The sequence below is a fragment of the Acidovorax sp. sif1233 genome (assembly GCF_019218755.1).
Taxonomy (GTDB): Bacteria; Pseudomonadota; Gammaproteobacteria; order Burkholderiales; family Burkholderiaceae_C; genus Acidovorax.
On sequence record NZ_JAHUWZ010000007.1, the window covers coordinates 117007 to 136097 of the forward strand.

Sequence of the window (19091 nt, forward strand, 5' to 3'; positions counted from 1 at the left end):
CGCTTATCTATCAAGCGCTATAAGCTATTGATTTGGTAGCAAATTGCCGCTACATCACAGCAGGCGGCGGGCCACCTCGGCGTCCAGCGATCCCATGAAGGTCTCCACGGCCCGGGTGTAGTCGCTGTCCAGGCCCAGTTGGGCGTTGATTTCGCCATGGTCCAGGTCCTGCGGCAGCACCTCGGCGCGGCCGCCCTGGTGGCGCACATGGCGGGCCATGGCATCGGATTGCCGGCAGGGGTCGTCAGCCCGCTGGGTCGAGCACACCATCTGCATCGGCGGGGCGCCCGCCGTCCATTGGTGCAAGGGCGACATGGCCACCCAATACGCAGGGTCAGCGCCGAATGCGTCGTCATACAGCGGCAGGTGCGGGGCGCGCATGCGGGCGGGCACGTTCATCATGGCGCTGTCGAGTGACACCGTGCCCAGCCACGGCCAGGCGCCTTCGCGCAGTGCCTGCGGGGCGCGGGCATTGAGCAGGGCCACCAGGTGGGCCCCGGCCGAGTGGCCCATGAGGATGAAGCGGCTCGGGTCTCCGCCCCAGGTGCCCGCGCGCTGCTGCGCGGCCGTGAGGGCGGCCTGCACATCGCGCTCCTGCACGGCCACGGGGGCATCGGGCAGCATGCGGTAGTTGATGGAGATGAGGAGGAAGCCCTTGGGCACCCAGCGGTTCACCTTCTCCTGCACCACGCGGCCCATGGCCTTGTCGCCATGCCGCCAGCCGCCGCCGTGCACCATGAAGATGACCGGCGCGCGCACCGCGCTGGCCACCAGGCTGTTGGTTCCTGTGGTGGGGCTGGTGGGTACATACACGTCCATGCGCTGCGCCGGGTCGGCGCCGTAGGGCACATCGGCGATGCGCTGCACGCCGGCGGCCAGCGTGGCCGGTGCGGCGGCGGCCTGCTTCTGCGCGATGAGGGCGCGCAGGCGGCCGCCGTTCTGCGCGGTGGTCTGGGCCTGCACGCTGGCGGTGGCCAGCGTGAGGGCAGCCAGGGCGGTCATGGTCAGAAGATGGCGCGGGGACATGGCGAGGCTCCTGAGGTCAGAGGGTGGCAAGCGGTAGCTGGGTCCAGAGGGCGTCAAGGCCGCGTTGGACAAGCCAAGGCCGTGCCGCTCGCGTCGTAGCAGGTGGCGCTGCGGCTCCAGCTGTTGTCCTTGCTGTAGCTGCTTTGCGCCTGCACGCTGTTGCCGGTCGTCGCGTTGGTGGCGGTGGTGCTGCGGGCCTGCGTCACGGTGCCGTCGGCGTTGCGGCTCGCCCCGCCGCTGCTCTGCAGGCTGCCCTGGGCATTCTGGGCGGACACGGTGCCGCTGTGGCTGGCGCTGCCGTCTGCACGTCGGGTGGTGCTGCCCTGGCGCTCGGCCACTCCGCCCTGCGCACCCACGGCGGCGCCCCGGCCCGTCACGCTCGCGTTGCCCTGCCCATCGGTGGTGGCTGTGCGCCCGCGCAGCACCGCGCCATTCGGGCCGCTGCGGGCCACACCGGTGCGGGCGGTGGTGCTGCCATCGGCGTTGTGTTCCACGCTGCGGCGGGTGCGGGCCTGCGCTTCGGTGGGGGCGGCCAGCGCCAGCACGGCGCTCAGCCCCAGGGTGGCGAGGGTGGAGAACACCAACACACCCGCTGCCAGTGCGGGGCGTTGCAGCAGGTCGTTGTCAGCGGGGCGTGTCGGCAAAGGCATGGTGGTCAACTCCTTGGGGTTTGCCTGGGGGTGTGGCATGGCTGTACTGTGGGTCCCAGGTGTGAGCCATTGATGGCAGGAATCCGCCGATGTATGACAAACCATGACAAACGCCTGCGGCCCCGTCATCCCTTGTCATGGCTGGGGGTGCATGGCCCGCGCCAGCGCCTACCATTGCCACCACGCCGCCTTCACCTGCCACGTTGCTCCCTGCCCATGACCGACACCCTGGCCAAGATCCTGGTCGCCGATGACGAGCCCGACCTGCGCGCCCTGCTGCAGCGCTACCTGAGCGACCAGGGCTACGCCGTGCGCACGGTGGAGGGCGCGGGCCCGCTCGACGTGCTGCTGCAGCGCGAGAGGTTTGATGTGCTGGTGCTGGACGTGATGATGCCGGGCGAAGACGGCCTGGCCATCTGCCGCCGCCTGCGTGCGCAGGGCGAGACCATTCCCATCCTGATGCTCACCGCGCGTGGCGACCCGGTGGACCGCATCGTGGGCCTGGAAATGGGGGCGGACGACTACCTGCCCAAGCCCTTCAACCCGCGCGAGCTCCTGGCCCGCATCCAGGCCATGGTGCGACGCCAGCGCATGCTGGGCGCGCACACCGGGCCGCAGGGAATGCACGGACGCCTGACGTTCGGCGACTTCGTGTTGCTGCCGACTGAACGGCGGCTGGAGCGGGCGGGCGCGAGGGCCGGCGAGGACGTGCCCCTCACCACCGGTGAATTCGCCCTGCTGCTGGCCCTGGCCCAGAACCCTCAGCGCCCGCTGGGCCGCGACCGGCTCATGGCCCTGGCCTATGGCCCCGACCACACGGCCACCGACCGCAGCATTGACGTGCAGATCATGCGGCTGCGCAAACTCATCGAGGCCGACCCGGCCCAGCCGCGCCACATCCGCACCGTGTGGGGCGTGGGCTATGTGTTCGTGCCCGATGGCGCCGCGCCCGCCGGAGGGCGGCAGCCATGACGGCACCCGCAACCCCCGCCCGCCGCCACGGGGGGCTCTGGCCGCGCAGCCTGCTCGGGCGCAACCTGCTGCTGATGGCCGTGCTCATCGTGCTGGGCCAGCTGGTGGCGGCGGTGCTGGTGCGGCAGATGATCTTCCAGCCCCGCGTGGCGCAGGTGGCCGATGGCGTGGCGCGCAATGTGGCCGCGCTGCGGGCGGGGCTGCAGGCGCTGCCCCCGGCGCAGCGTGTGGCGTTTGTGGAGGCGTTCAACCGGCAGGCCGCATTGGCCACGCCGCCCGTTGCGCCGGAAAGCGCAGCGCGGCGCGCGCTGCTGTCGCCGTTGGAGCGGCAGTTTGTGCAGGCGGTGGCCCGCCGCCTGGGTGTGGGTGATGCGCCTGCGCAGAGCCCGCAGCCCCTGTGGCGCCGCGACAGCACCGGCGTGCTGGCCCTGCGCATGGTGCACGAGGGCGCTGACTACTGGCTCAACCTGCCCAGCGTGTTCCCCACGCGCGAGTTCACCGGGGCCTGGCTGGTGGCCACGCTGGCCAGCATGCTGCTGGCGCTGCTGGGCGCGTGGTGGCTGCAGCGCCACATCCACCAGCCGCTGGCCCAGGTGGTGGCGGCGGCGCGGCAGCTCGCGCGGGGCCAGACACCCGCGGTGCTGCCCGAGGCCGGGCCCGAAGAAATCGCCACCGTGGGCCGCAGTTTCAACCAGATGGCGCAGAGCCTGGCCGCCGCCGACCACGAGCGCGCGCTGATGCTGGCCGGTGTGTCGCACGACCTGCGCACGCCGCTGACCAAGCTGCGCCTGGGCGTGGAGATCGCCGGGGCACAGGTGGATGCGCCGCTGGCGGCCAGCATGGCGCGCAGCATCGACGAGATGGATGCGATCGTGGGCCAGTTCCTGGACTTTGCGCGGGTGGGCGCTGACGCGGGCGAGGCCGAGGCGCCCGCCACCGCATCGCTCAACGACCTGGCCCAGGCCGTGGCCGAAGCGCAGGCCGACCACGGCCGTGTGCTGGCGCTGGAACTGGGCGGCCTGCCCAACCTGCCCGTGCGCCCGCAGGCGCTGCGCCGTGCGCTGGACAACCTCGTGGAAAACGCCTGGCGCCACGGCGCCGCCCCGGTGGTGCTGCGCACGGGCGGCAGCGCGCAGCAGGCGTGGATCGAGGTGGCCGACCACGGCACCGGCATGGACGCCAAAGAGCTGGACCACATGCGCCAGCCTTTCGCGCGTGGCGGCGGCGCGGCGCGCGCGGGTGTTCCCGGGGCCGGGCTGGGCCTGGCGATTGCCGAGCGCGTGGCGCGCGCCCATGGGGGAGCGCTGGAGCTGCACAGCGCTCCCGGCCAGGGCCTGCGCGCGCGGCTGGTGCTGCCGCTGGCGGGGCCGGCCGCTGCGGCTCAGCCCCCAGGGGAATAGGGGCGCAGAATCTGAATGAAATTGGCCGCCAGCGATAGATGGATAAGCGCCAATAGCTACTGAATTTGTAGCGATTTTGCCGGGCGCAGCGCCCTGTGCTGGCCCTGGCCTTCGTCGCCCAGCCGGAACACCGACACCACGTGCACCAGGTCTTCGGCCTGCACCTTGAGGCTGCCGGCGGCGGCGGCCATTTCTTCCACCAGCGCGGCGTTCTGCTGCGTGACCTGGTCCATCTGCGTCACGGCCTCGCCCACCTGGGCCACGCCCAGCGACTGTTCATGGCTGGCAGTGCTGATTTCGCCCACGATGTCCGTCACGCGGCGGATGGCGGTCACCACCTCGTTCATCGTGGTGCCCGCGCGGTCCACCAGGGCCGTGCCCTGCTCCACGCGCTCCACGCTGGCGCTGATGAGGGCCTTGATCTCGCGCGCCGCCTCGGCGCTGCGCCCGGCCAGCGAGCGCACCTCCGACGCGACCACCGCGAAGCCCCGGCCCTGTTCGCCCGCGCGGGCCGCCTCGACGGCGGCGTTGAGCGCGAGGATATTGGTCTGGAACGCGATGGAGTCGATCACGCCGATGATGTCCGAGATCTTCTGCGACGAGGCGTTGATGCCCTGCATGGTGTCCACCACCTGGGCCACCACCTCGCCGCCCTGCACGGCCACGGTGCTCGCGCTGTGGGCCAGCGTGCTGGCCTGGCGCGCGCTGTCGGCGTTCTGGCGCACGGTGGAGCTGAGCTGCTCCATCGACGCGGCGGTTTCCTCCAGCGCGCTGGCCTGGCTTTCGGTGCGGGCCGACAGGTCGCTGTTGCCCTGCGCGATCTGCACGCTGGCCGTGGCCACGCTCTCCGATCCGTTGCGCACCTGGCGCACCACCTGCGTGAGCTGGGCGCGCATCTGCATCAGGGCCTCCAGCAGCTGGCCGACCTCGTTGGTGCCGTGGGCCAGCGCGCTGCCGCTCAGGTCGCCCTGGGCCACGGCGCGCGACAGCGCCACGGCCTGCGAAAGCGGCCCCGTCATGGAGCGCACGAACACCAGGGCCATGGCGCTGGTGGCCGAGAGCGTGACGGCGAGGGCGAGCGCCATCCACAGCAGCCGGCGCTGCAGGTCGGACACCCGGGCCTGCAGGGCCTGGTCCAGGCTGGCCATGGACAGGTTGTTGAGTGCGTTCAGCGCTTCGATGGTGCGGGTGAACGCGTCGAAATAGTCCTTGGAGGGCAGCTGGAGTTCGCTGGCGTTGATCACGTCGCGCTCGGCCATCTGCAGCGACTGCTGGATCTGGCCCTGCACCGCCTGCGCGTTGCTGCCCAGGGCGCGTTGCAGATCGGGGTTGCCCTGCAGGGCGCGGTCCAGTCCCCGGAAAGTGTCAGCCTGCAGCTCGGCCACACGCTGCTGCAGCACCAGCAGCTGGCCCTTGCCCTGGGGCGTCAGCTCGTGCTTGCCCAGTGCGCTGGCGCCTTGGGCGCGCAGCATGCCCAGCTTTTCGCCCAGCATGGGCGCCTGCACCAGCGAGGCCTGGATCAGCGCATGGGTGTCGGCGTCAGGGTCGATCTGCAGGCCATAGGCATGCAGCAAGGATTCGTTGAGCTGCAGCAGCGATGCGATGAGCTGCGTGTGCTGCGCCGTGCTCTGGGCCTGCTCGATGCTGCGTGCGGCAACGGCCTGCTCTAGCGTGCGCCAGGTCTGCTGGGCCTGGGTCCAGGTGGCCATCTGGGGGGCGGGCACCTTGGCAGCCGCAAAGCGGGCGGTGACATCGTCCAGGGCCGTGTTGACGGCATCGCGCGCGGCGGGGCGGCGCGCTGCCAGGGCTTCGTCGCCACCGAGCATGCCCACGGACAGGCCCCGGTGCACCTGCATCTGCTGCACCAGCCGGGTCAGCGCCTGTGCGGGGACCACGCCCTGCGCCTCGTGGCGCGCGTGGCCAATGGCGTGCAGCGAATCGCGCACCGTCAGGTAGGTGGGCAGCGCGCTCATCATGAGCCCGAGTGTTCCCAGGATGAGGAATTTTTCGAGCAGGTTTAACCGGTGCAGAAGTGACATGGCAGTAGGCGCACGTCAATGTGTGCGCAAAAAGATAGACCTCAGGGGCGGGGTGTCGGCACCCGCCGACTGGGATGCGGCCCTCCATCAGACCGCGCGGAATGTAACGCAATGTAGGGGTCTGTCTTCAGTAGGGTTTTGACTCAGGTCAATTTTTTGCGGCACGGCGTGTGTGCCCGCTGGGCGTCCCGCACCGCCCCTCGGTCGGCTGGAGCAGGGCCGCAGCAAATGGTGCGCTGGAGAATAATGAACTCCTCCCGTCCTTTGGAGCACCCCGGCATGCAATCCCTCACCCTGCGTTTCCTGGCGTCTCAAAGCACCTTGCCGCAGGCGGGGCGGGTGCCCGGCGGCACCGTGCTGCGCTGGGTGGACGAGGCGGGTTTTGCCTGTGCGAGCGCCTGGGCCAAGGGCCCCTGCATCACCGAGTTCGTGGGCGGCGCGCACTTCGTGCGCCCCATCCGGCCCGGAGACCTGGTGGAAGTGCATGCGCGCCTGGCCTTCACCACCGAGACCGGCATGCACCTGGCCGTGGAGGTGCGCAGCGGCGGCATCCATGGCGAGCCGCAGCACGAGGTGCTGCATTGCGTGGCGGTGTACACCGCCGTGGACGCCGATGAACAGCCCCGCGCCATCGACAGGTGGAGCCCCGAAACCCCGGGCGACATGGCCCTGGCGCAGCGGGTGAAGGCGCATGTGGAGGCCGCGCGCGCGGCGCAGTGACGGGGGCGGGCGGCGTTGTTCCGCCCGCCGGTGGCCTTCGGGCCCTGGCAACGCGCGGCAGGCCCCTGCCCCTGGAGGGCGGCGGGTGGAGACACGGCGTGCCTCACCTCACGCCGGGGCTGGGGCCTGGATCGTTGCCCGCAACGGCCCGCCCGCGCTGCCATGCCTGCGCGCGGTCGCGTGCGTCCACCTCCGCGGTCGCCTCGGTCAGCACCGTGAAGCTGGCCGCATCCGCCCGCGCCAGCGGCTCGCCCTGGTACCACACCCGCCGCGCATCGGCCGCGTAGCCCCGCCCCAGGGCGCGCAGCGTGGCCATGTCGGCGCCCTGCAAGGGGCGCAGCACCGGGTGCGGGCCCCGGTTCGGCTGGTTGACCTCGATGTGGCCGTGCCAGGCGTGCGCGCGGTCGCGGGCGTAGCCGGGATCGTCTTCGTCCATCAGCGCAAAGCTTGCGCCGTGGCTGCCGGGGATGTCGGCATGCTCGAAATAACCGCGCTGCGCATCGCGCGCGAAGCGGGGGCTGAGCGGCTCGAAGCTGGCCGCATCGCGCACCGCGAAGGGCTGGCCCCGGTCGTAGGCGCGGTGCCGGTCGCGGGCATGGCGGTGGGCCAGCACGCGGTAGCTGGCCGCGTCGGCGCCGGGAATGGTGGCGATGCGCAGGTGCTGGTAGGCCCAGTACTCCTGCGCCTTGCGGTAGGTGCTGCAGTAGTAGACCGCGCGGCCGTCGCGCGCCTCGTGCTCCGACAGCGCCTCGAACGTGGCGCCCTCGCTGCCCTCCACGGCACTGCCCCGGCAGTAGCCTTGCCGCGCGTCGCGCCCGAAGTGCGGCGAGAGCGGCTGGAACGTGGCCGGGTCGGCCGGGGCAAAGGCCGCGCCGCCGTAGGTCCAGGCGCCCGCCCAGCCGCGCTGGTAGCCCGTGGCACTGCCGTCGCAGCCGCACAGCGCGGCCAGCGCCCCGAGCGCCAGCGCGCAGGCGCGGGTGAGCCCGGTGGCAGCCGACCCTGTCAGCGCAGGCGTGCGGACCCGCATGGGGAACGTGGACAGGCACTCACGGCGCGGTGCGCGGCGGGCCTATGGCACCGGCACGACCCGCAGCGCGGGCGGGTACGGCTCCACGCGCAGGCTGTCGTGCGCCAGCACGCTGATCCTGGCGCGGGGGGCCAGCTCCAGCGCGCCGTCGGTGCCCTTGCGCGGGGCGTATTGCCAGAGGCTGAGCGCGCCCTTGGCGGCCAGGGCCTGGCCGATGGCGGCCGCCTCGGGGCGCGGAGCCCCGGCCTCGTCCGGCGGCACGGCGACAAGGATCTCGTCGCGCACCGTGACGATCTTGAACAGCAGGGGCGTTGCGGTCTGGGCCATGGCAGTGACGCAAGAGATGGCCAGTGCGGCCGCCAGGCAGGCGGCGGCGCGGGCGCGAAGGCGGGGCGTGGTGGGGGTCATGGGGCTTTCTGGCTAGTGCTGCAGTTGTGCCTGCGCCTGCATCGTACGCGCCACGTGGGCATACATGGCGCCCCAGGCCTCGCGCGTGGCGGGGGTGAAGGCACCGCCCAGCGCGTCGGACAGCGTCTCCAGCAGGGCGGCGCCCACCGTGTCGTAGTGCGCGGCCTGCACGCCGTAGCCCGTGTGGCGCTGGCCCAGGGCGCGCAGCGCGGCGTCCAGCCGCTCGGGGTGGTCAAGCAGGCGCACGGCATCGCCGATCATGTCCAGCAGCTTGCGTGCCTGCACGTGCATGTCGGACGACCCGAACAGCCCCTGGATGGCCGGGTCGCGCGCGAACAGCTTCGAGTAGAAAAGCGCGCCTGCCTGCGCAGCGACGGGCGCAACCTGCGCAAAGCTCTGGCGCACGAGGTGGATCTGTTCGGGGGACATGGGGAAACTCCTTGAAACGGAAAGATGTCGATAGGTAAAGTCTGCGAGGCCCCTGCGGCGTGGCCGGCCTCTTTCAAAAGTCGCGGGGCGCCTTGCGTCGCATCACCATGCCGGTGCCCGCCATGAAGGCGGCCAGCAGCAGAAGGCCCCCTTCGCCCAGCGTGGGCACCGCGCTGACGCCTGCGCCCGGCGCTGCAGGCAGGACGGTCACGAGCCAGGAGCCTGTGGTGTGGGGATGGCTGTCGATGTAGCTGCCCGAAGTGCCTGCCACCGCCGTCGTGCACACGCCGCTGTAGGGAGCGGGAACTTGCTGGCATTCGTAGTTGTGATTGACGAATTCATGCAGGCCCATGAGGTTCACGCGGTCGCCCACGGCATGGGGAGCCGGTGTCTCCCAGTGGAAGAAGGTGAGGCTGGCGTCGGTGAATGCGCCGTTGGCATCGGTGTCCGCGGAGGCGGAATACAGCGTGTCACCCGCCGCGCTGGAATAGCTGGTCAGCCCGTCTGAAAACACAAAGCCTGTCACCAGGGCGGAGATGTCGGCATTGCCCAGGCCAGGCGGCAAGGGCGCCGCCGTGGTGAACCAGCCCGACTGGAACATCGCCGTGGTGAAGCTGCCGCAGTTGCCCACTGTGCAGTGGGTGAAGTTGTACAGGGTGGGCGCGGTGTAGGGGTTGCCGGTATAGGTATACGTGTAGGTGGCGGCCCAGGCGCCCGCGTGGGTACCTGCGGCCAGCGCGAGCAGCGCAAGGTGCTTCTTCATGGGGCTTTTGGGGGAGTAAAGAAATGCCTCAAGCGTTCAGAACTAAAGCGATGCAGCTATTTCTTTAGAAGCAGCCTGTGCCCGCCGCGCAGCGCGAGGCCCAGCAGACCCAAGGCAGACAGCGCCAGGGCGATGGGGCTGTCCACGGGCACTGCCTGCACGCCGCCCCCATTCCCCGGCCCGGCGCCTGGGGCCAGGGCGGATTCATAGGCGCCGATGTCGGCGCGCCCCATCTGCACCCGTGGGGTGCCACGCTCGTCGGTGGCGGGCAGGTCGGTGGTGGGGCCGGCGTTGATGGCGGGGCTGCCCGGCAGCAGTGCGTGGGTCTGGTTGGGCAGGCTGTTGGCGTAGGCCAGCGGCGCCAGCAGGGGGTTGGCGCTGGCGATATCGCCCACCGCGCCAAAGCCGCAGGTGGTGCCGCTGTCGAGGTTGTTGCCACCGGACACCAGGGCGCCCGCCTGGAACCGGCAATTGAGGCCCGCCGCCGGGTTGGCGACGATGCTGCCGCTGATGTGGGCCGTGGCGCCAAAGACGCTCAGTTGCCCATTGCCTGCGCCGGTGGTGTTGTGGGCGATGGTGCTGAAGCGGATGGTGGTGGTGCCGCCGCTGCCCCCCGAGATGCCGCCCCCGGCCCCCACCGCCGTGTTGCCCGAGACGGTGGAGTTGGTGAGGTTCAGCGTGCCGTTGTTGGCGATGCCGCCGCCACTGCCCCCAGGATGGGGCATGGTATTGCCCGTGATGGTGCTGCGCGTGATGTTGGCAATGCCGGTCTGGCGCACCGCGATGCCGCCCCCGCCACTGGGGGCGGTGTTGCCCGAGACTTCGCTGTCGATCAGGTGGAGCGTGGCCGTCTCATACACGTAGATGCCGCCGCCCTGCTGGGTGGAGGACCCGGCCGCGCTGTTGCCGTGCACCGCCACATGGTCGAGCGTGGCCGTGCCGCCCCCGATGAACAGCCCACCCCCATACGACGCGCCCGCGCCGGTGCCGCCGGTGATGGCCAGGTTGTTGAGGTTGACGGTGGGGCTGCCCAGGATCTGGAGGACGATGCGGTCGCCGCCGCTGCCGCTGCTGGCCACGATGAAGGAGTCGCCCGCGCCCGCGCCGTTGATGGTGAGGTCGCTGGTGATCTGCAGGAGGTTGCTGGGGGCGGGCACGCGCGTCAGTGTGAAGGTGCCCGCGGGCAGCGTGATGGTGTCGGCGCCCGCCAGCGCGTTGGCTTCCATGATGGCGGCGCGTAGCGAGCAGGTGCCCGCAGCACCCGTGCCGCAGATGTTGTCACCGGGGGTGGGGTCGATCAGGTCTGCCGTGGCATCGACCACAAAAGTGGCGGCCTGCGCCCCGGCGTGGGTGAATGCAGCCAGCGCGAGCAGCGCAATGTGTTTTTTCATGGGGTGTGGCGTTTCCGAAATGAAAAGCGCCTTCAGTGGTGGTGGATCAATCGCTGCGCGCTATTTTTTGGGGAGCAATTTGCGACGTCTTCGCAGCGTCTGCCCGGAGAGGCCGAGCAGGCCGGCGGCAGTGATGGCCAAGGCAAAGGGGTTGTCTACGGGCACGCTCTGCACGGCGGCTGCGGGCGCCGTGCCCACATTGGCCCAACTGGTATTGCCGTCGATGCTGCCGGGCGCTTCCCAGACGGTGCATCGGTCTTCGACATCGATGGCCTGGCATATCACGTTGTGGTAGGCGCCGCCCTCGGTGTTGACCGAGTCCAGCCGCATGTTGGCGCCGCTGTGCGGGCCGGGGTTCTGCCAGCGCAGGACGATCATCGACAGTGCCGTCAGCTGGCCCGCGGCATCGGTGGAGACATTCACTTGGTACAACCCCGCCACCTGCGGGTCCCCCAGGGTATAGGTGGTAACCCCGTCGAACACCGTGAATGCCAGGATGTTGCCGCCCGGAAAAAGGACATCGGCGTTGACCAGGTTGGGCGCCAGCGGCACGGCCGTGGTGAAGGTGGCCGTCGGGGCCATGGCGGCGGTGAAGTTGGCGCAGTTGCCCGCGCCGCAGGGCGCCGTGTAGTTGTGCAGGCTGGCGGCGGCGTAGCCGTTGTTGGTGTAGCTGTAGGTGGCGGCCCAGGCGCCCGCGTGGGCGAAGGCGGCGAGGGCCAGCAGGGCAAGGTGTTTTCGCATGGGCGGTGTGTGGATGTGATGGGCGAAAAATGGCAGAAAAACTGCCCCAGCGCTTGCCCATCAAGCGCAAAAAGCTATGTTTTCAGGAGCAATTTCGCACCTGCCGCCCAGTCTATGGATTCCCCCGCCGCTGCGCCCCACCCCCAGGGGCGGGATGGCGAAGGGCTCGCTTTGCGCGCCACCACAGTCATCCACTGGCTTGCACCCGGTTGATCCGGGATGCCGGATTGTTTGTGGATGCGCCTATCCCCAGGGGTGGGGCGCCGGGGGACTTGGCTTCCTAAACTGATTTCCAGTGAAACAGTCGGATTCAAGAGCCATGAAAACTCCCAAAACAGCAACCAGATGGATAAAAGGGGCGAAAGGCGTTGCCATGGGCATTGCAGCCGCCGCCGCGTTCTGCGTGGCAGCGCTGCCAGCGCAAGCGGCCAATATCTATGGCCCGCCAGATTTGCAGGCCAATAGCGCCAGCAACGCCCCCAATGTTTCGACAGCGGCCGTGAGTGCTGACTTCAATAACGATGGCTATCCCGATCTGGCGGTTCTCAATGCTCAGACCGACCAGCTTCTCATCTATCTCGGCACTCCCATTGGCGGCCTGGCGCTCAAGCATGATTTCAATAACCTGGTGTTCGGCCTGCAAACACCCAACGGCATTTCTGCGGGCGACATGGATGGGGACGGCAAGATGGACCTGGTCATTACCGACCGTCTGGGTGTATCCATATTGAAAGGGTCGGGCAACAACAATGGGGATTTCAGTGCCCTGGCCCGGCCCGGGCTGGCGGATGCGAGTGATTATGGTGCTCAAAACCCCATGCTTGCCGATCTGAACCATGACGGGAAATTGGACATTGTTGTCGGCGTCTATGAACCAGGCGATTTGGGTGGAAATCACTATTTTGAGGTTTTGCAGAACGTCGGCTTGGGATTTTTCATATTGACGGGTCAATATGAGGTGTCCTACAGCGGTCTGGCCTCCTATAGCACTATACGTGAAACACAGCTGGCCGACATTGACGGCGATGGGGAAGCAGACCTGGTTTTTGTCGACGATGTTAATAGCCCAACGGTTTCATGGTTGAAAGGTACGGGCAACGGAGCATTTGCACCGCAAGCGCAACTTCTTGGTGTAGGCGCCGGCGTCGGTAATATTGAAGATATTGAAATCGCTGACGTCGATGGAGATGGCAAGCTGGATTTGCTCTTGCAGAACCAGTACGGCGAAGGTGTCTGGCTGGCCAAGGGCGTGGGCAACGGTATCTTTTTACCGAGCACCAAGCTTTTCGCCACGGGGGTTTCCAGCGGAGGCGGCCGTGACATGGGGCGAGTCATCGTCGCCGATGTGAATGGCGATGGCCGGCTGGACGTAATCTCCGATGGCTATGTGGGATTGCAGCAGGCCAACCACAGCTTTGTATTGAATGAGCATATCGGCTATTCGGTCACGCGCATGCTCGCCGCCATTGATCTGAATCGCGATGGCCGCGCCGATCTCGTGGCGTCAGGCCCGGGGGCCGGAACAATTGCGGTTTTCAAGACCATTGCCCTTGCTGCTTCGTCCATCGTGACGACCGGCACGCCGCAGAGCACCGTTTTCAGTACCCCTTTTGCGCAACCCCTGTCGATCAAGGTGCTCGACAGCAATGGAGTGGGCGTGCCGGGCTTGGCGGTGAGCATGACCCCGGTGAACCCGGGGCCCAGCCTGCCCATCGCGTCCACGGGCTCGGGCACCACCAATGCGCAAGGTGTCTTCAGCTATACCCCGGTGGCCAATGGCGTGATGGGTTGTTATCAGATGAAGGGATTCATCACCGGCCTGGGCAATGTGCCGCTCTTCAATTTGTGCAATACCAACACTGACAGTCTGGCGGTCACGGCGGGCAACAACCAGACCACGCTGGTCAACACTGCCTTTGGCACGCCATTGCAGGTGCGGGTGACCGACGCCTCGAACAATCCGAAGGCCGGCGTCACGGTGACGTTCGGCGGCCCCAGCGTACCGTCGCGCGTGGTGCTGTCGTCGTCCACGGCCGTGACGGATGCGAACGGGTTCGCGGCGGTCACGGCCACCGCCACGGGCAAGTCTGGCGCCTACAGTGTCAGTGCCACGGCGCCTGGCACCACCGGTGCCTCTATCAAGCTGTCGAACTCCGCACCGGCCGGCGCCGCCGCCGCCATTGCCTTTGACGTGTCCACGCCGCAATGGACGTATGTCACCAAGCCGTTCTCGGCACCCGTCACGGCGCACGTGCAGGACTTTTTTGGCAACCCGGTGCAAGGCGCAACGGTTGTTTTTGCCATCACGACCGATCCGGTCTCGGGTGCCACGGCGAGTTTCTCGGCACTGACGGCGGTGACCGATGCCGCAGGCAACGCGCAGGTGAGCGGGACGGCCAACGGGTTTGTCGGCACCTACTCGGTGAAGGCCAGCGTGCAGGGCAGTGCGCTGGTCAGCCCCCAAACCCGTCTGCTGAGAAACGTGGCCGATCTGCCCAAGTTCATGACCACGGTGAGCGGCACGCCCCAAAGCACGCCGATCAATACCACCTTTGCCCAGAAACTGCGCGTGAAAGTCACTGGCTGGGACGGCAGCAACACGCCGCAGGTGCGTGTCTATTTCATCACCTCCGGCGGGGTGGTGCTGTCTGCGGAAAGCGCGCTGGCCGATGCCGGTGGGTTCGCGGAAGTCACGGCCACCGCTGATGCCACGGTGGGCCTGCACCAAGTCAGCGCCATTGTGTACGACACCGTGCTGGAGCAACCCATCACGCAGACGTTTGCCTTGACGAACATCGCGGGATCCATCCCGCCCGGCGGTGGCGGCGGCCCTGTGTCAGTGCCCGCGAACAGTCCGCTGGCACTGATGGGACTGTCCCTGGCCATGCTGGCCCTGGTCCGGCGCCGCATGGGGCGGTAACGCGCCCCCGGGGGCCGAGGGCCTGCTTTCCTCCTGCGGCAACGTTGGCAGGCATGTCATCCCGGCGGGCCGCAGGCGAACAGGGTGGCGTGCTCCTCGCTGGTCTTCCAGGCGGGCCGTCGCTCGCGCCCATGTGGACGCCGGTGGCCGGGGCCAGGAACGCGGGGAGTTTTTTCGTGGCGTGTCCGGGCCAGCCCCTGCCACTGACACGACAGGAGTTCCCATCGCCCCCGGTGCCCCACCCCTGGGGGCGGGGCGCAGGGGCGGTGCGATGCGTTACGCTCCCGCCAGGTGCCGCATGGATGCGGCGCACCTGCCACGCGCCCTATGTCTATGTCCCTTTCCCGCACGCAGCAGCAGGCCCTGGCGCGCCTGCGGCAGATGGCCTGCCTGGATTTCAGCGGGCTGCAGCTCATCGAGCCTGTGCTGCACGAACTGCACCGCCTCATCGGCTTCGATAGCGGGGTTTTTTTCTATCCGGATGCCCAGGGGGCGCTGGACGCCTACATCGAGCCCTCACCCGCGCGCGAGTGGATGCACCTGTACTTCGACCCGCGGATGAAGGCGCAGGAGCTGAAGCTGGTGCGCTACAGCCTGCACGACTTCGACGCGGCGGTGCGCCATGAGCATGGGGTGCTGTTGATGGAGCAGATCCTCCAGGTCACTCACCACGAATTCATCCGCAGCGATTTCTACAACGAGCTGGCGCGGCCGTCGGAGTGGCAGGATTTTCTGAGCCTGGTGCTGCGCACGCCGCAAGGCCGGGGCGTGGGCTCGCTCAAGTTGTGCCGCCGGCCTGGCGCGCCGCGCTTTGCGCCTGAAGACATCGCCCTGCTTGAACGGACTTCGCCCTGGCTGGCGCGTGCCCTGCAGCCGGGCGAGCTGGATGCGCAGGACAGTGTGGTGCATGACAGCGCCATGCTGGTCGCCACGCCGCAGGGCAGGCTGCTGTGGACATCGCCCCAGGCAGACCAGCTGATGGCGCTGGCCTTTGGCATGCGCTGGTACCGCCGCAACGAGCTGCCACCCGCGCTGTGCGTGCTGCTGGAGCGCCTGCGCTGGGTGGAGCAGGACGGCACCGGCCGGGGCCGGGCGCCAGCGCTGCCGCAACTGGACCTGCACAACGCCAGCGGCTGGTTTTCGCTGCGCGCCACGCAGATGGCGGCCGCGGCGGGGGCCGGTGAAGGTGACTTCGACGGCGGCCGGGCGGTGGGCATCCACATCACGCAGCGGGTGGCGCGCGTGGCGCGGCTGCTGCCCACGCTGCGCGCGCTGGGCCTGCCGCAGCGCCAGCACGAGCTGGCGTACTGGCTGGCGCGCGGAGTGCCCGGGGAGCAGATCGCCACGCGCATGGGCATCAGCGCCAACACGGCCACGTACCACCGGCGGCAGATCTACACGCGGCTGGGGGTCCAGAGCCGCAAGGAGCTGCAGGCCTATCTGATGAAATAGCCGTCAATGACCTGCTGGCGCTTGCTCATCAAGCGCAGAATGCTATCAAATTAGAAGCATCTTGATGATCTGGCCACCGCCTACAGCAGGTGCCGCCGCGCGTAGCGCACCACCGTCACGCCCGCCCGCGCCTGCCGCACCGAGGGCATCACCAGCACGCAGTCGTCGTAGGGCGTGGTCACGGGCACGCCGTCGTTGTCCCCAATCAGGGTGCCGGCTTTCTCGAACACCTCCAGCCCGGTGTAAGGCGCCACGAAGCGGAAGGCGCTGCTGGTGGCGACCACCGGGCCGGTCACCTCCAGCGCCCACTGGCGCGGGGCGTCGGGCAGGCGCCAGCCGGGCAGTTGCCGTGCGAGTGCCTCGTCGCCGAGCGCGCCGGACTGCGCGAGGAAACGCACGCACTGGTCCTGCGCCACGGCGCGGCTGGCGGGGTCGCCGTGGAAGCCGCATTCGATGAGCAGCGAACGGGTGCCGTTGTCCTCCAGCTCGCCAAAGCGGCCGTAGTCGCGCATGCGCACGCCGTCCTTGTGGCCCGCGTCCACCACGATGTGCTCGGGCGAGCGCATGGCGCGTGCCAGCTCCAGGTTGCGCGGCTGGATGCCGGTGAGCAGCAGCGGCGCCGAGGGCTCGTGCATGGAGTGGATGTCGAGCAGCCAGTCCGCGCGCGCCACGAAGGGCCGCAACGCGGCGGCGCGGCGGCGCTCGGCCGTGTCGGCCGCGTCGATGCGCTCGTCCAGCCACTGGCGGTTGAGGTCTTCATCGGTGAAGCGCGAGGCGTCGTGCTGGCGGGCGTCGAACCGGTCGAATGCATCGAGATTGCAGAACGCGAGCGTGAGGGTGCCGCGTTCGGGGCGCACGCCCGCTTCGAGCAGCCCCTTGAGGGCCCACGCGCCGCACAGCTCGTTGCCATGCACCAGGGCACTGACCATCACGTGGCGCCCGGGCTGCCCCGAGTCGAAATGCCACACGCCCTCGGTGCCGGTGTTGCCCGCGCGCCAGGCGCCGAGGTCGGGTGCGGGCAGTTCAAAACGCAGCGGCTGGGCCGCGTTGCTGTGGTCGTGTTGGGCGTTCATTCTTCGATCTTGGCGAATTCAACAATCTTCTTGTACTTGGCCACTTCGGCGGACAGGAACTGGTCGATGTTCACGTTGGTGGCGGCCACGGTGGAGCCGGTGGCTTCCATCTTCTTGCGGAATTCGGGCGACTGCAGGCTGTCGTTCAGGGCCTTCTTCACCTTGTCGAACACCGGCTTGGGCAGGTTCGCGGGTGCCATGAGGGCAAACCACACGCCGATGTCCACGTTCTTGTACTGCGGTGTTTCGGCCAGCGCCGGGATCTCGGGCGTGGTGGCCGAACGCTTGGCCTCGGTGGTGCCCAGGGCGATCACCTTGCCGCTTCGGATGTGCGGCAGGCCGCTGGAGAGCACGAACACGCCGTACTCCAGGTTGTTGCCCATGAGGTCGTTGGTCAGCGGCGCCACGCCGCGGTAGGGGATGTGCGTCATGAACAGCTTGCCCTGCTCCTTGACCATCTCGCCCGCCAGGTGCAGCGAGGTGCCCACGCCCGAGCTGCCGTAGCTGAACTTGCCGGGGTTCTTCGAGACCTTCTGCGTGAATTCGGCCAGGTTCTTCACGCCCGAGCCGGTGGACGCCACGAGCACCAGGGGCTGCGAGGCGATCAGGCCGATGGCGGTGAAGTCCTTCACGTCGTACTTCACCTTCTTGGTCACGAGCTTGTTGATGGCGATCTCGTTGCTCGCGCCCACCAGCAGGGTGTAGCCGTCCGGGGCCGCGCTGGCCACCTTCTGCGCGCCAATGGCGCCGCCCGCGCCGCCGACGTTCTCGATCACCACGGGCACGCCGAGCTTGTTGCCCAGCTCCGTGGCCACGGTGCGCGCCGTCAGGTCGGTGCTGCCCCCCGGCGGGTAGCCCACGACGATGGTGATGGGCTTGGAGGGGTAGGCGTCCTGCGCCAGCGCGGACGCGGCGGGCAAGCACAGGCCGCACAGCAGGGCGGTGGCGGCGGCCGTGGCACGGCGGCGGGAAAAGGTGTGGGGCATGGTTCGGGCTCCTGGGTCGTCGTGGGGGCTGGGCACCGCGCGCCCCGGGCCGGCGGTGCATGCATGCATGCAGGCCGGCCCCGGCGGCACGCGCGGTGGGTGGCACGATTGTGAAAAGGCGCGCCCCCCAGCGTGGTGCCGAAACGGCACGGTCTGTTGCCAAATGGGTTGCAGGCCCTGGTGGAAACCCCTGGGCTTCAGCGCTGGGAGAGGGCTTTCCACAGCGCCTCGGCCATGGGCCCCAGGCGGCGCTTGGGCCGGTACAGGCGCACGTCGAAGCGCACTTCCATGCGCGCGTCGCCCGCGGGCGCCAGGCGCCGGGCCTTGCAGTCGGCATGCACCATGGACCAGGGCAGCCAGGCCACGCCCAGGCCCTTTTGCACGTATTCGTAGTGGGCGTCGGCGGAGTCGCACTCCACCACGCGCTGCAGGCGCGGCGCGTGGGGGTTCTGCGTCAGGTGGTCTTCCACCAGCCGGCCCAGGGCCAGCTGGGGCGCGTAGGCCAGGTAGGGCACCAGTGCCGGGCCCTGCCCGAACCGGTGCAGCGCCTGGCCCTGCGCGGTGGCGCGCGACACGGGCACCAGCCGGTCGGAGGCCACGGTGACGTGCGTGAACTGGCGCGCGTCCAGCCGGATCGCCAGTGCCGGATGGTGGTAGACCAGCGAGAAGTCGGCCTCGTTGCGCTCGAGCATCGCCACGGTGTCGGCCAGGGCGCGGGTGCGGATGCACAGCTCGCCGTTCTGCAGGAGGGGCTGCAGCCGCACGAGCCAGTCGGCCACGACGGTGCGTGCCAGCGTGCGGCCCGTGGCGAGCGTCACGGTGCGGGCCTGCCGGCCGGCCAGGCTCTGCAGTTCCTCGTGCGATTGCGCCAGGCTGCGCGCCATGTGGCCTGCGGTCTCCAGAAAGCTCTGCCCCGCGGGCGTGAGCGAGACGGGGCCGCCGCCCCGCTCCACCAGCGGCGTTCCCGCCCAGGCCTCCAGCGCGCGGATGCGCCGGCCAAATGCGGGGTGCGTCACATGCCGCAGTTCGGCCGCGCGCGTGAAACTGCGCTCCTGCGCGAGAACGATGAAGTCTTCAAGCCACTTGAGCTGCAT

Annotated in this window: 17 protein-coding genes; 5 read left to right on the forward strand and 12 right to left on the reverse strand. The window is 69.0% G+C overall.

The window, feature by feature from the left end:
- Positions 1-54 precede the first annotated feature (54 nt).
- Together KW843_RS21030 and KW843_RS21035 are read right to left on the reverse strand one after the other, a co-directional pair.
- Entirely contained in the window at positions 55-1026 is a 972-nt protein-coding gene (locus KW843_RS21030; RefSeq protein ID WP_218297096.1) for an alpha/beta hydrolase, read from the reverse strand.
- 53 nt (positions 1027-1079) lie between these two features.
- The gene (locus KW843_RS21035; RefSeq protein ID WP_218297097.1) at positions 1080-1676 is read right to left on the reverse strand and encodes a hypothetical protein; all 597 of its coding nucleotides are present in this window, start codon (positions 1674-1676) and stop codon (positions 1080-1082) included.
- 216 nt (positions 1677-1892) lie between these two features.
- On the opposite strand from KW843_RS21035, the gene ompR reads away from it, so the two are divergent.
- Positions 1893-2648 carry a two-component system response regulator OmpR gene (ompR, locus tag KW843_RS21040; RefSeq protein ID WP_218297098.1) on the forward strand — a complete coding sequence of 252 codons (756 nt, stop codon included), beginning with the start codon at positions 1893-1895 and terminating at the stop codon, positions 2646-2648.
- Complete coding sequence (locus tag KW843_RS21045; RefSeq protein WP_218297099.1) at positions 2645-4048, forward strand: ATP-binding protein; 1404 nt, start codon at positions 2645-2647, stop codon at positions 4046-4048. The genes ompR and KW843_RS21045 overlap by 4 nt, the downstream gene beginning before the upstream one ends.
- Positions 4049-4104: 56 nt before the next feature.
- On the opposite strand, the gene KW843_RS21050 is transcribed toward KW843_RS21045, so the two are convergent.
- The gene (locus KW843_RS21050) at positions 4105-6087 is read right to left on the reverse strand and encodes a methyl-accepting chemotaxis protein (protein WP_218297100.1); all 1983 of its coding nucleotides are present in this window, start codon (positions 6085-6087) and stop codon (positions 4105-4107) included.
- A 279-nt stretch (positions 6088-6366) separates the two neighbouring features.
- On the opposite strand from KW843_RS21050, the gene KW843_RS21055 reads away from it, so the two are divergent.
- Positions 6367-6807 carry an acyl-CoA thioesterase gene (locus tag KW843_RS21055; RefSeq protein ID WP_218297101.1) on the forward strand — a complete coding sequence of 147 codons (441 nt, stop codon included), beginning with the start codon at positions 6367-6369 and terminating at the stop codon, positions 6805-6807.
- Between the two features lie 103 nt (positions 6808-6910).
- Here KW843_RS21055 and KW843_RS21060 read toward each other — a convergent pair whose 3' ends face one another.
- The 6 genes from KW843_RS21060 to KW843_RS21085 all read right to left on the reverse strand — a co-directional run bounded on the left by KW843_RS21060 (position 6911) and on the right by KW843_RS21085 (position 11566).
- On the reverse strand, positions 6911-7834 hold the full coding sequence (locus KW843_RS21060) for a DKNYY domain-containing protein (protein WP_218297102.1): 924 nt from the start codon (positions 7832-7834) through the stop codon (positions 6911-6913).
- 42 nt (positions 7835-7876) lie between these two features.
- Positions 7877-8242: a hypothetical protein gene (locus tag KW843_RS21065; protein WP_218297103.1), complete on the reverse strand. Its 366-nt coding sequence runs from the start codon at positions 8240-8242 to the stop codon at positions 7877-7879.
- A 12-nt stretch (positions 8243-8254) separates the two neighbouring features.
- Positions 8255-8671 (reverse strand): globin domain-containing protein, encoded by a 417-nt coding sequence (locus tag KW843_RS21070; protein ID WP_218297104.1) that lies wholly within the window; start codon positions 8669-8671, stop codon positions 8255-8257.
- Positions 8672-8744: 73 nt separating this feature from the next.
- Positions 8745-9434, reverse strand: a complete 690-nt coding sequence (locus KW843_RS21075; protein WP_218297105.1) for an IPTL-CTERM sorting domain-containing protein — start codon at positions 9432-9434, stop codon at positions 8745-8747.
- A gap of 56 nt (positions 9435-9490) precedes the next feature.
- On the reverse strand, positions 9491-10825 hold the full coding sequence (locus KW843_RS21080; protein ID WP_218297106.1) for a right-handed parallel beta-helix repeat-containing protein: 1335 nt from the start codon (positions 10823-10825) through the stop codon (positions 9491-9493).
- A 60-nt stretch (positions 10826-10885) separates the two neighbouring features.
- Positions 10886-11566 (reverse strand): hypothetical protein, encoded by a 681-nt coding sequence (locus tag KW843_RS21085; RefSeq protein WP_218297107.1) that lies wholly within the window; start codon positions 11564-11566, stop codon positions 10886-10888.
- A 319-nt stretch (positions 11567-11885) separates the two neighbouring features.
- On the opposite strand from KW843_RS21085, the gene KW843_RS21090 reads away from it, so the two are divergent.
- Both KW843_RS21090 and KW843_RS21095 read left to right on the forward strand, forming a co-directional pair.
- A complete protein-coding gene (locus KW843_RS21090; RefSeq protein WP_218297108.1) occupies positions 11886-14486 on the forward strand; it encodes an FG-GAP-like repeat-containing protein in 2601 nt (866 codons plus the stop codon).
- A 333-nt stretch (positions 14487-14819) separates the two neighbouring features.
- Positions 14820-15938, forward strand: a complete 1119-nt coding sequence (locus KW843_RS21095) for a helix-turn-helix transcriptional regulator (protein WP_255594851.1) — start codon at positions 14820-14822, stop codon at positions 15936-15938.
- 80 nt (positions 15939-16018) lie between these two features.
- On the opposite strand, the gene KW843_RS21100 is transcribed toward KW843_RS21095, so the two are convergent.
- The 3 genes from KW843_RS21100 to KW843_RS21110 all read right to left on the reverse strand — a co-directional run bounded on the left by KW843_RS21100 (position 16019) and on the right by KW843_RS21110 (position 19091).
- Positions 16019-17011 (reverse strand): succinylglutamate desuccinylase/aspartoacylase family protein, encoded by a 993-nt coding sequence (locus KW843_RS21100; RefSeq protein WP_218297109.1) that lies wholly within the window; start codon positions 17009-17011, stop codon positions 16019-16021.
- Positions 17008-17997 (reverse strand): tripartite tricarboxylate transporter substrate binding protein, encoded by a 990-nt coding sequence (locus tag KW843_RS21105; RefSeq protein ID WP_218297110.1) that lies wholly within the window; start codon positions 17995-17997, stop codon positions 17008-17010. The genes KW843_RS21100 and KW843_RS21105 overlap by 4 nt, the downstream gene beginning before the upstream one ends.
- 197 nt (positions 17998-18194) lie before the next feature.
- Complete coding sequence (locus KW843_RS21110) at positions 18195-19091, reverse strand: LysR family transcriptional regulator (protein WP_218297111.1); 897 nt, start codon at positions 19089-19091, stop codon at positions 18195-18197.

Excerpts from the sequence above, each read along its gene's own strand:
- KW843_RS21030 (WP_218297096.1), bottom strand. The coding sequence starts at position 1,026 with ATGTCCCCGCGCCATCTTCTGACCATGACCGCCCTGGCTGCCCTCACG.
- KW843_RS21035 (WP_218297097.1), bottom strand. The coding sequence starts at position 1,676 with ATGCCTTTGCCGACACGCCCCGCTGACAACGACCTGCTGCAACGCCCC.
- ompR (WP_218297098.1), top strand. The coding sequence starts at position 1,893 with ATGACCGACACCCTGGCCAAGATCCTGGTCGCCGATGACGAGCCCGAC.
- KW843_RS21045 (WP_218297099.1), top strand. The coding sequence starts at position 2,645 with ATGACGGCACCCGCAACCCCCGCCCGCCGCCACGGGGGGCTCTGGCCG.
- KW843_RS21050 (WP_218297100.1), bottom strand. The coding sequence starts at position 6,087 with ATGTCACTTCTGCACCGGTTAAACCTGCTCGAAAAATTCCTCATCCTG.
- KW843_RS21055 (WP_218297101.1), top strand. The coding sequence starts at position 6,367 with ATGCAATCCCTCACCCTGCGTTTCCTGGCGTCTCAAAGCACCTTGCCG.
- KW843_RS21060 (WP_218297102.1), bottom strand. The coding sequence starts at position 7,834 with ATGCGGGTCCGCACGCCTGCGCTGACAGGGTCGGCTGCCACCGGGCTC.
- KW843_RS21065 (WP_218297103.1), bottom strand. The coding sequence starts at position 8,242 with ATGACCCCCACCACGCCCCGCCTTCGCGCCCGCGCCGCCGCCTGCCTG.
- KW843_RS21070 (WP_218297104.1), bottom strand. The coding sequence starts at position 8,671 with ATGTCCCCCGAACAGATCCACCTCGTGCGCCAGAGCTTTGCGCAGGTT.
- KW843_RS21075 (WP_218297105.1), bottom strand. The coding sequence starts at position 9,434 with ATGAAGAAGCACCTTGCGCTGCTCGCGCTGGCCGCAGGTACCCACGCG.
- KW843_RS21080 (WP_218297106.1), bottom strand. The coding sequence starts at position 10,825 with ATGAAAAAACACATTGCGCTGCTCGCGCTGGCTGCATTCACCCACGCC.
- KW843_RS21085 (WP_218297107.1), bottom strand. The coding sequence starts at position 11,566 with ATGCGAAAACACCTTGCCCTGCTGGCCCTCGCCGCCTTCGCCCACGCG.
- KW843_RS21090 (WP_218297108.1), top strand. The coding sequence starts at position 11,886 with ATGAAAACTCCCAAAACAGCAACCAGATGGATAAAAGGGGCGAAAGGC.
- KW843_RS21095 (WP_255594851.1), top strand. The coding sequence starts at position 14,820 with ATGTCCCTTTCCCGCACGCAGCAGCAGGCCCTGGCGCGCCTGCGGCAG.
- KW843_RS21100 (WP_218297109.1), bottom strand. The coding sequence starts at position 17,011 with ATGAACGCCCAACACGACCACAGCAACGCGGCCCAGCCGCTGCGTTTT.
- KW843_RS21105 (WP_218297110.1), bottom strand. The coding sequence starts at position 17,997 with ATGCCCCACACCTTTTCCCGCCGCCGTGCCACGGCCGCCGCCACCGCC.
- KW843_RS21110 (WP_218297111.1), bottom strand. The coding sequence starts at position 19,091 with ATGCAGCTCAAGTGGCTTGAAGACTTCATCGTTCTCGCGCAGGAGCGC.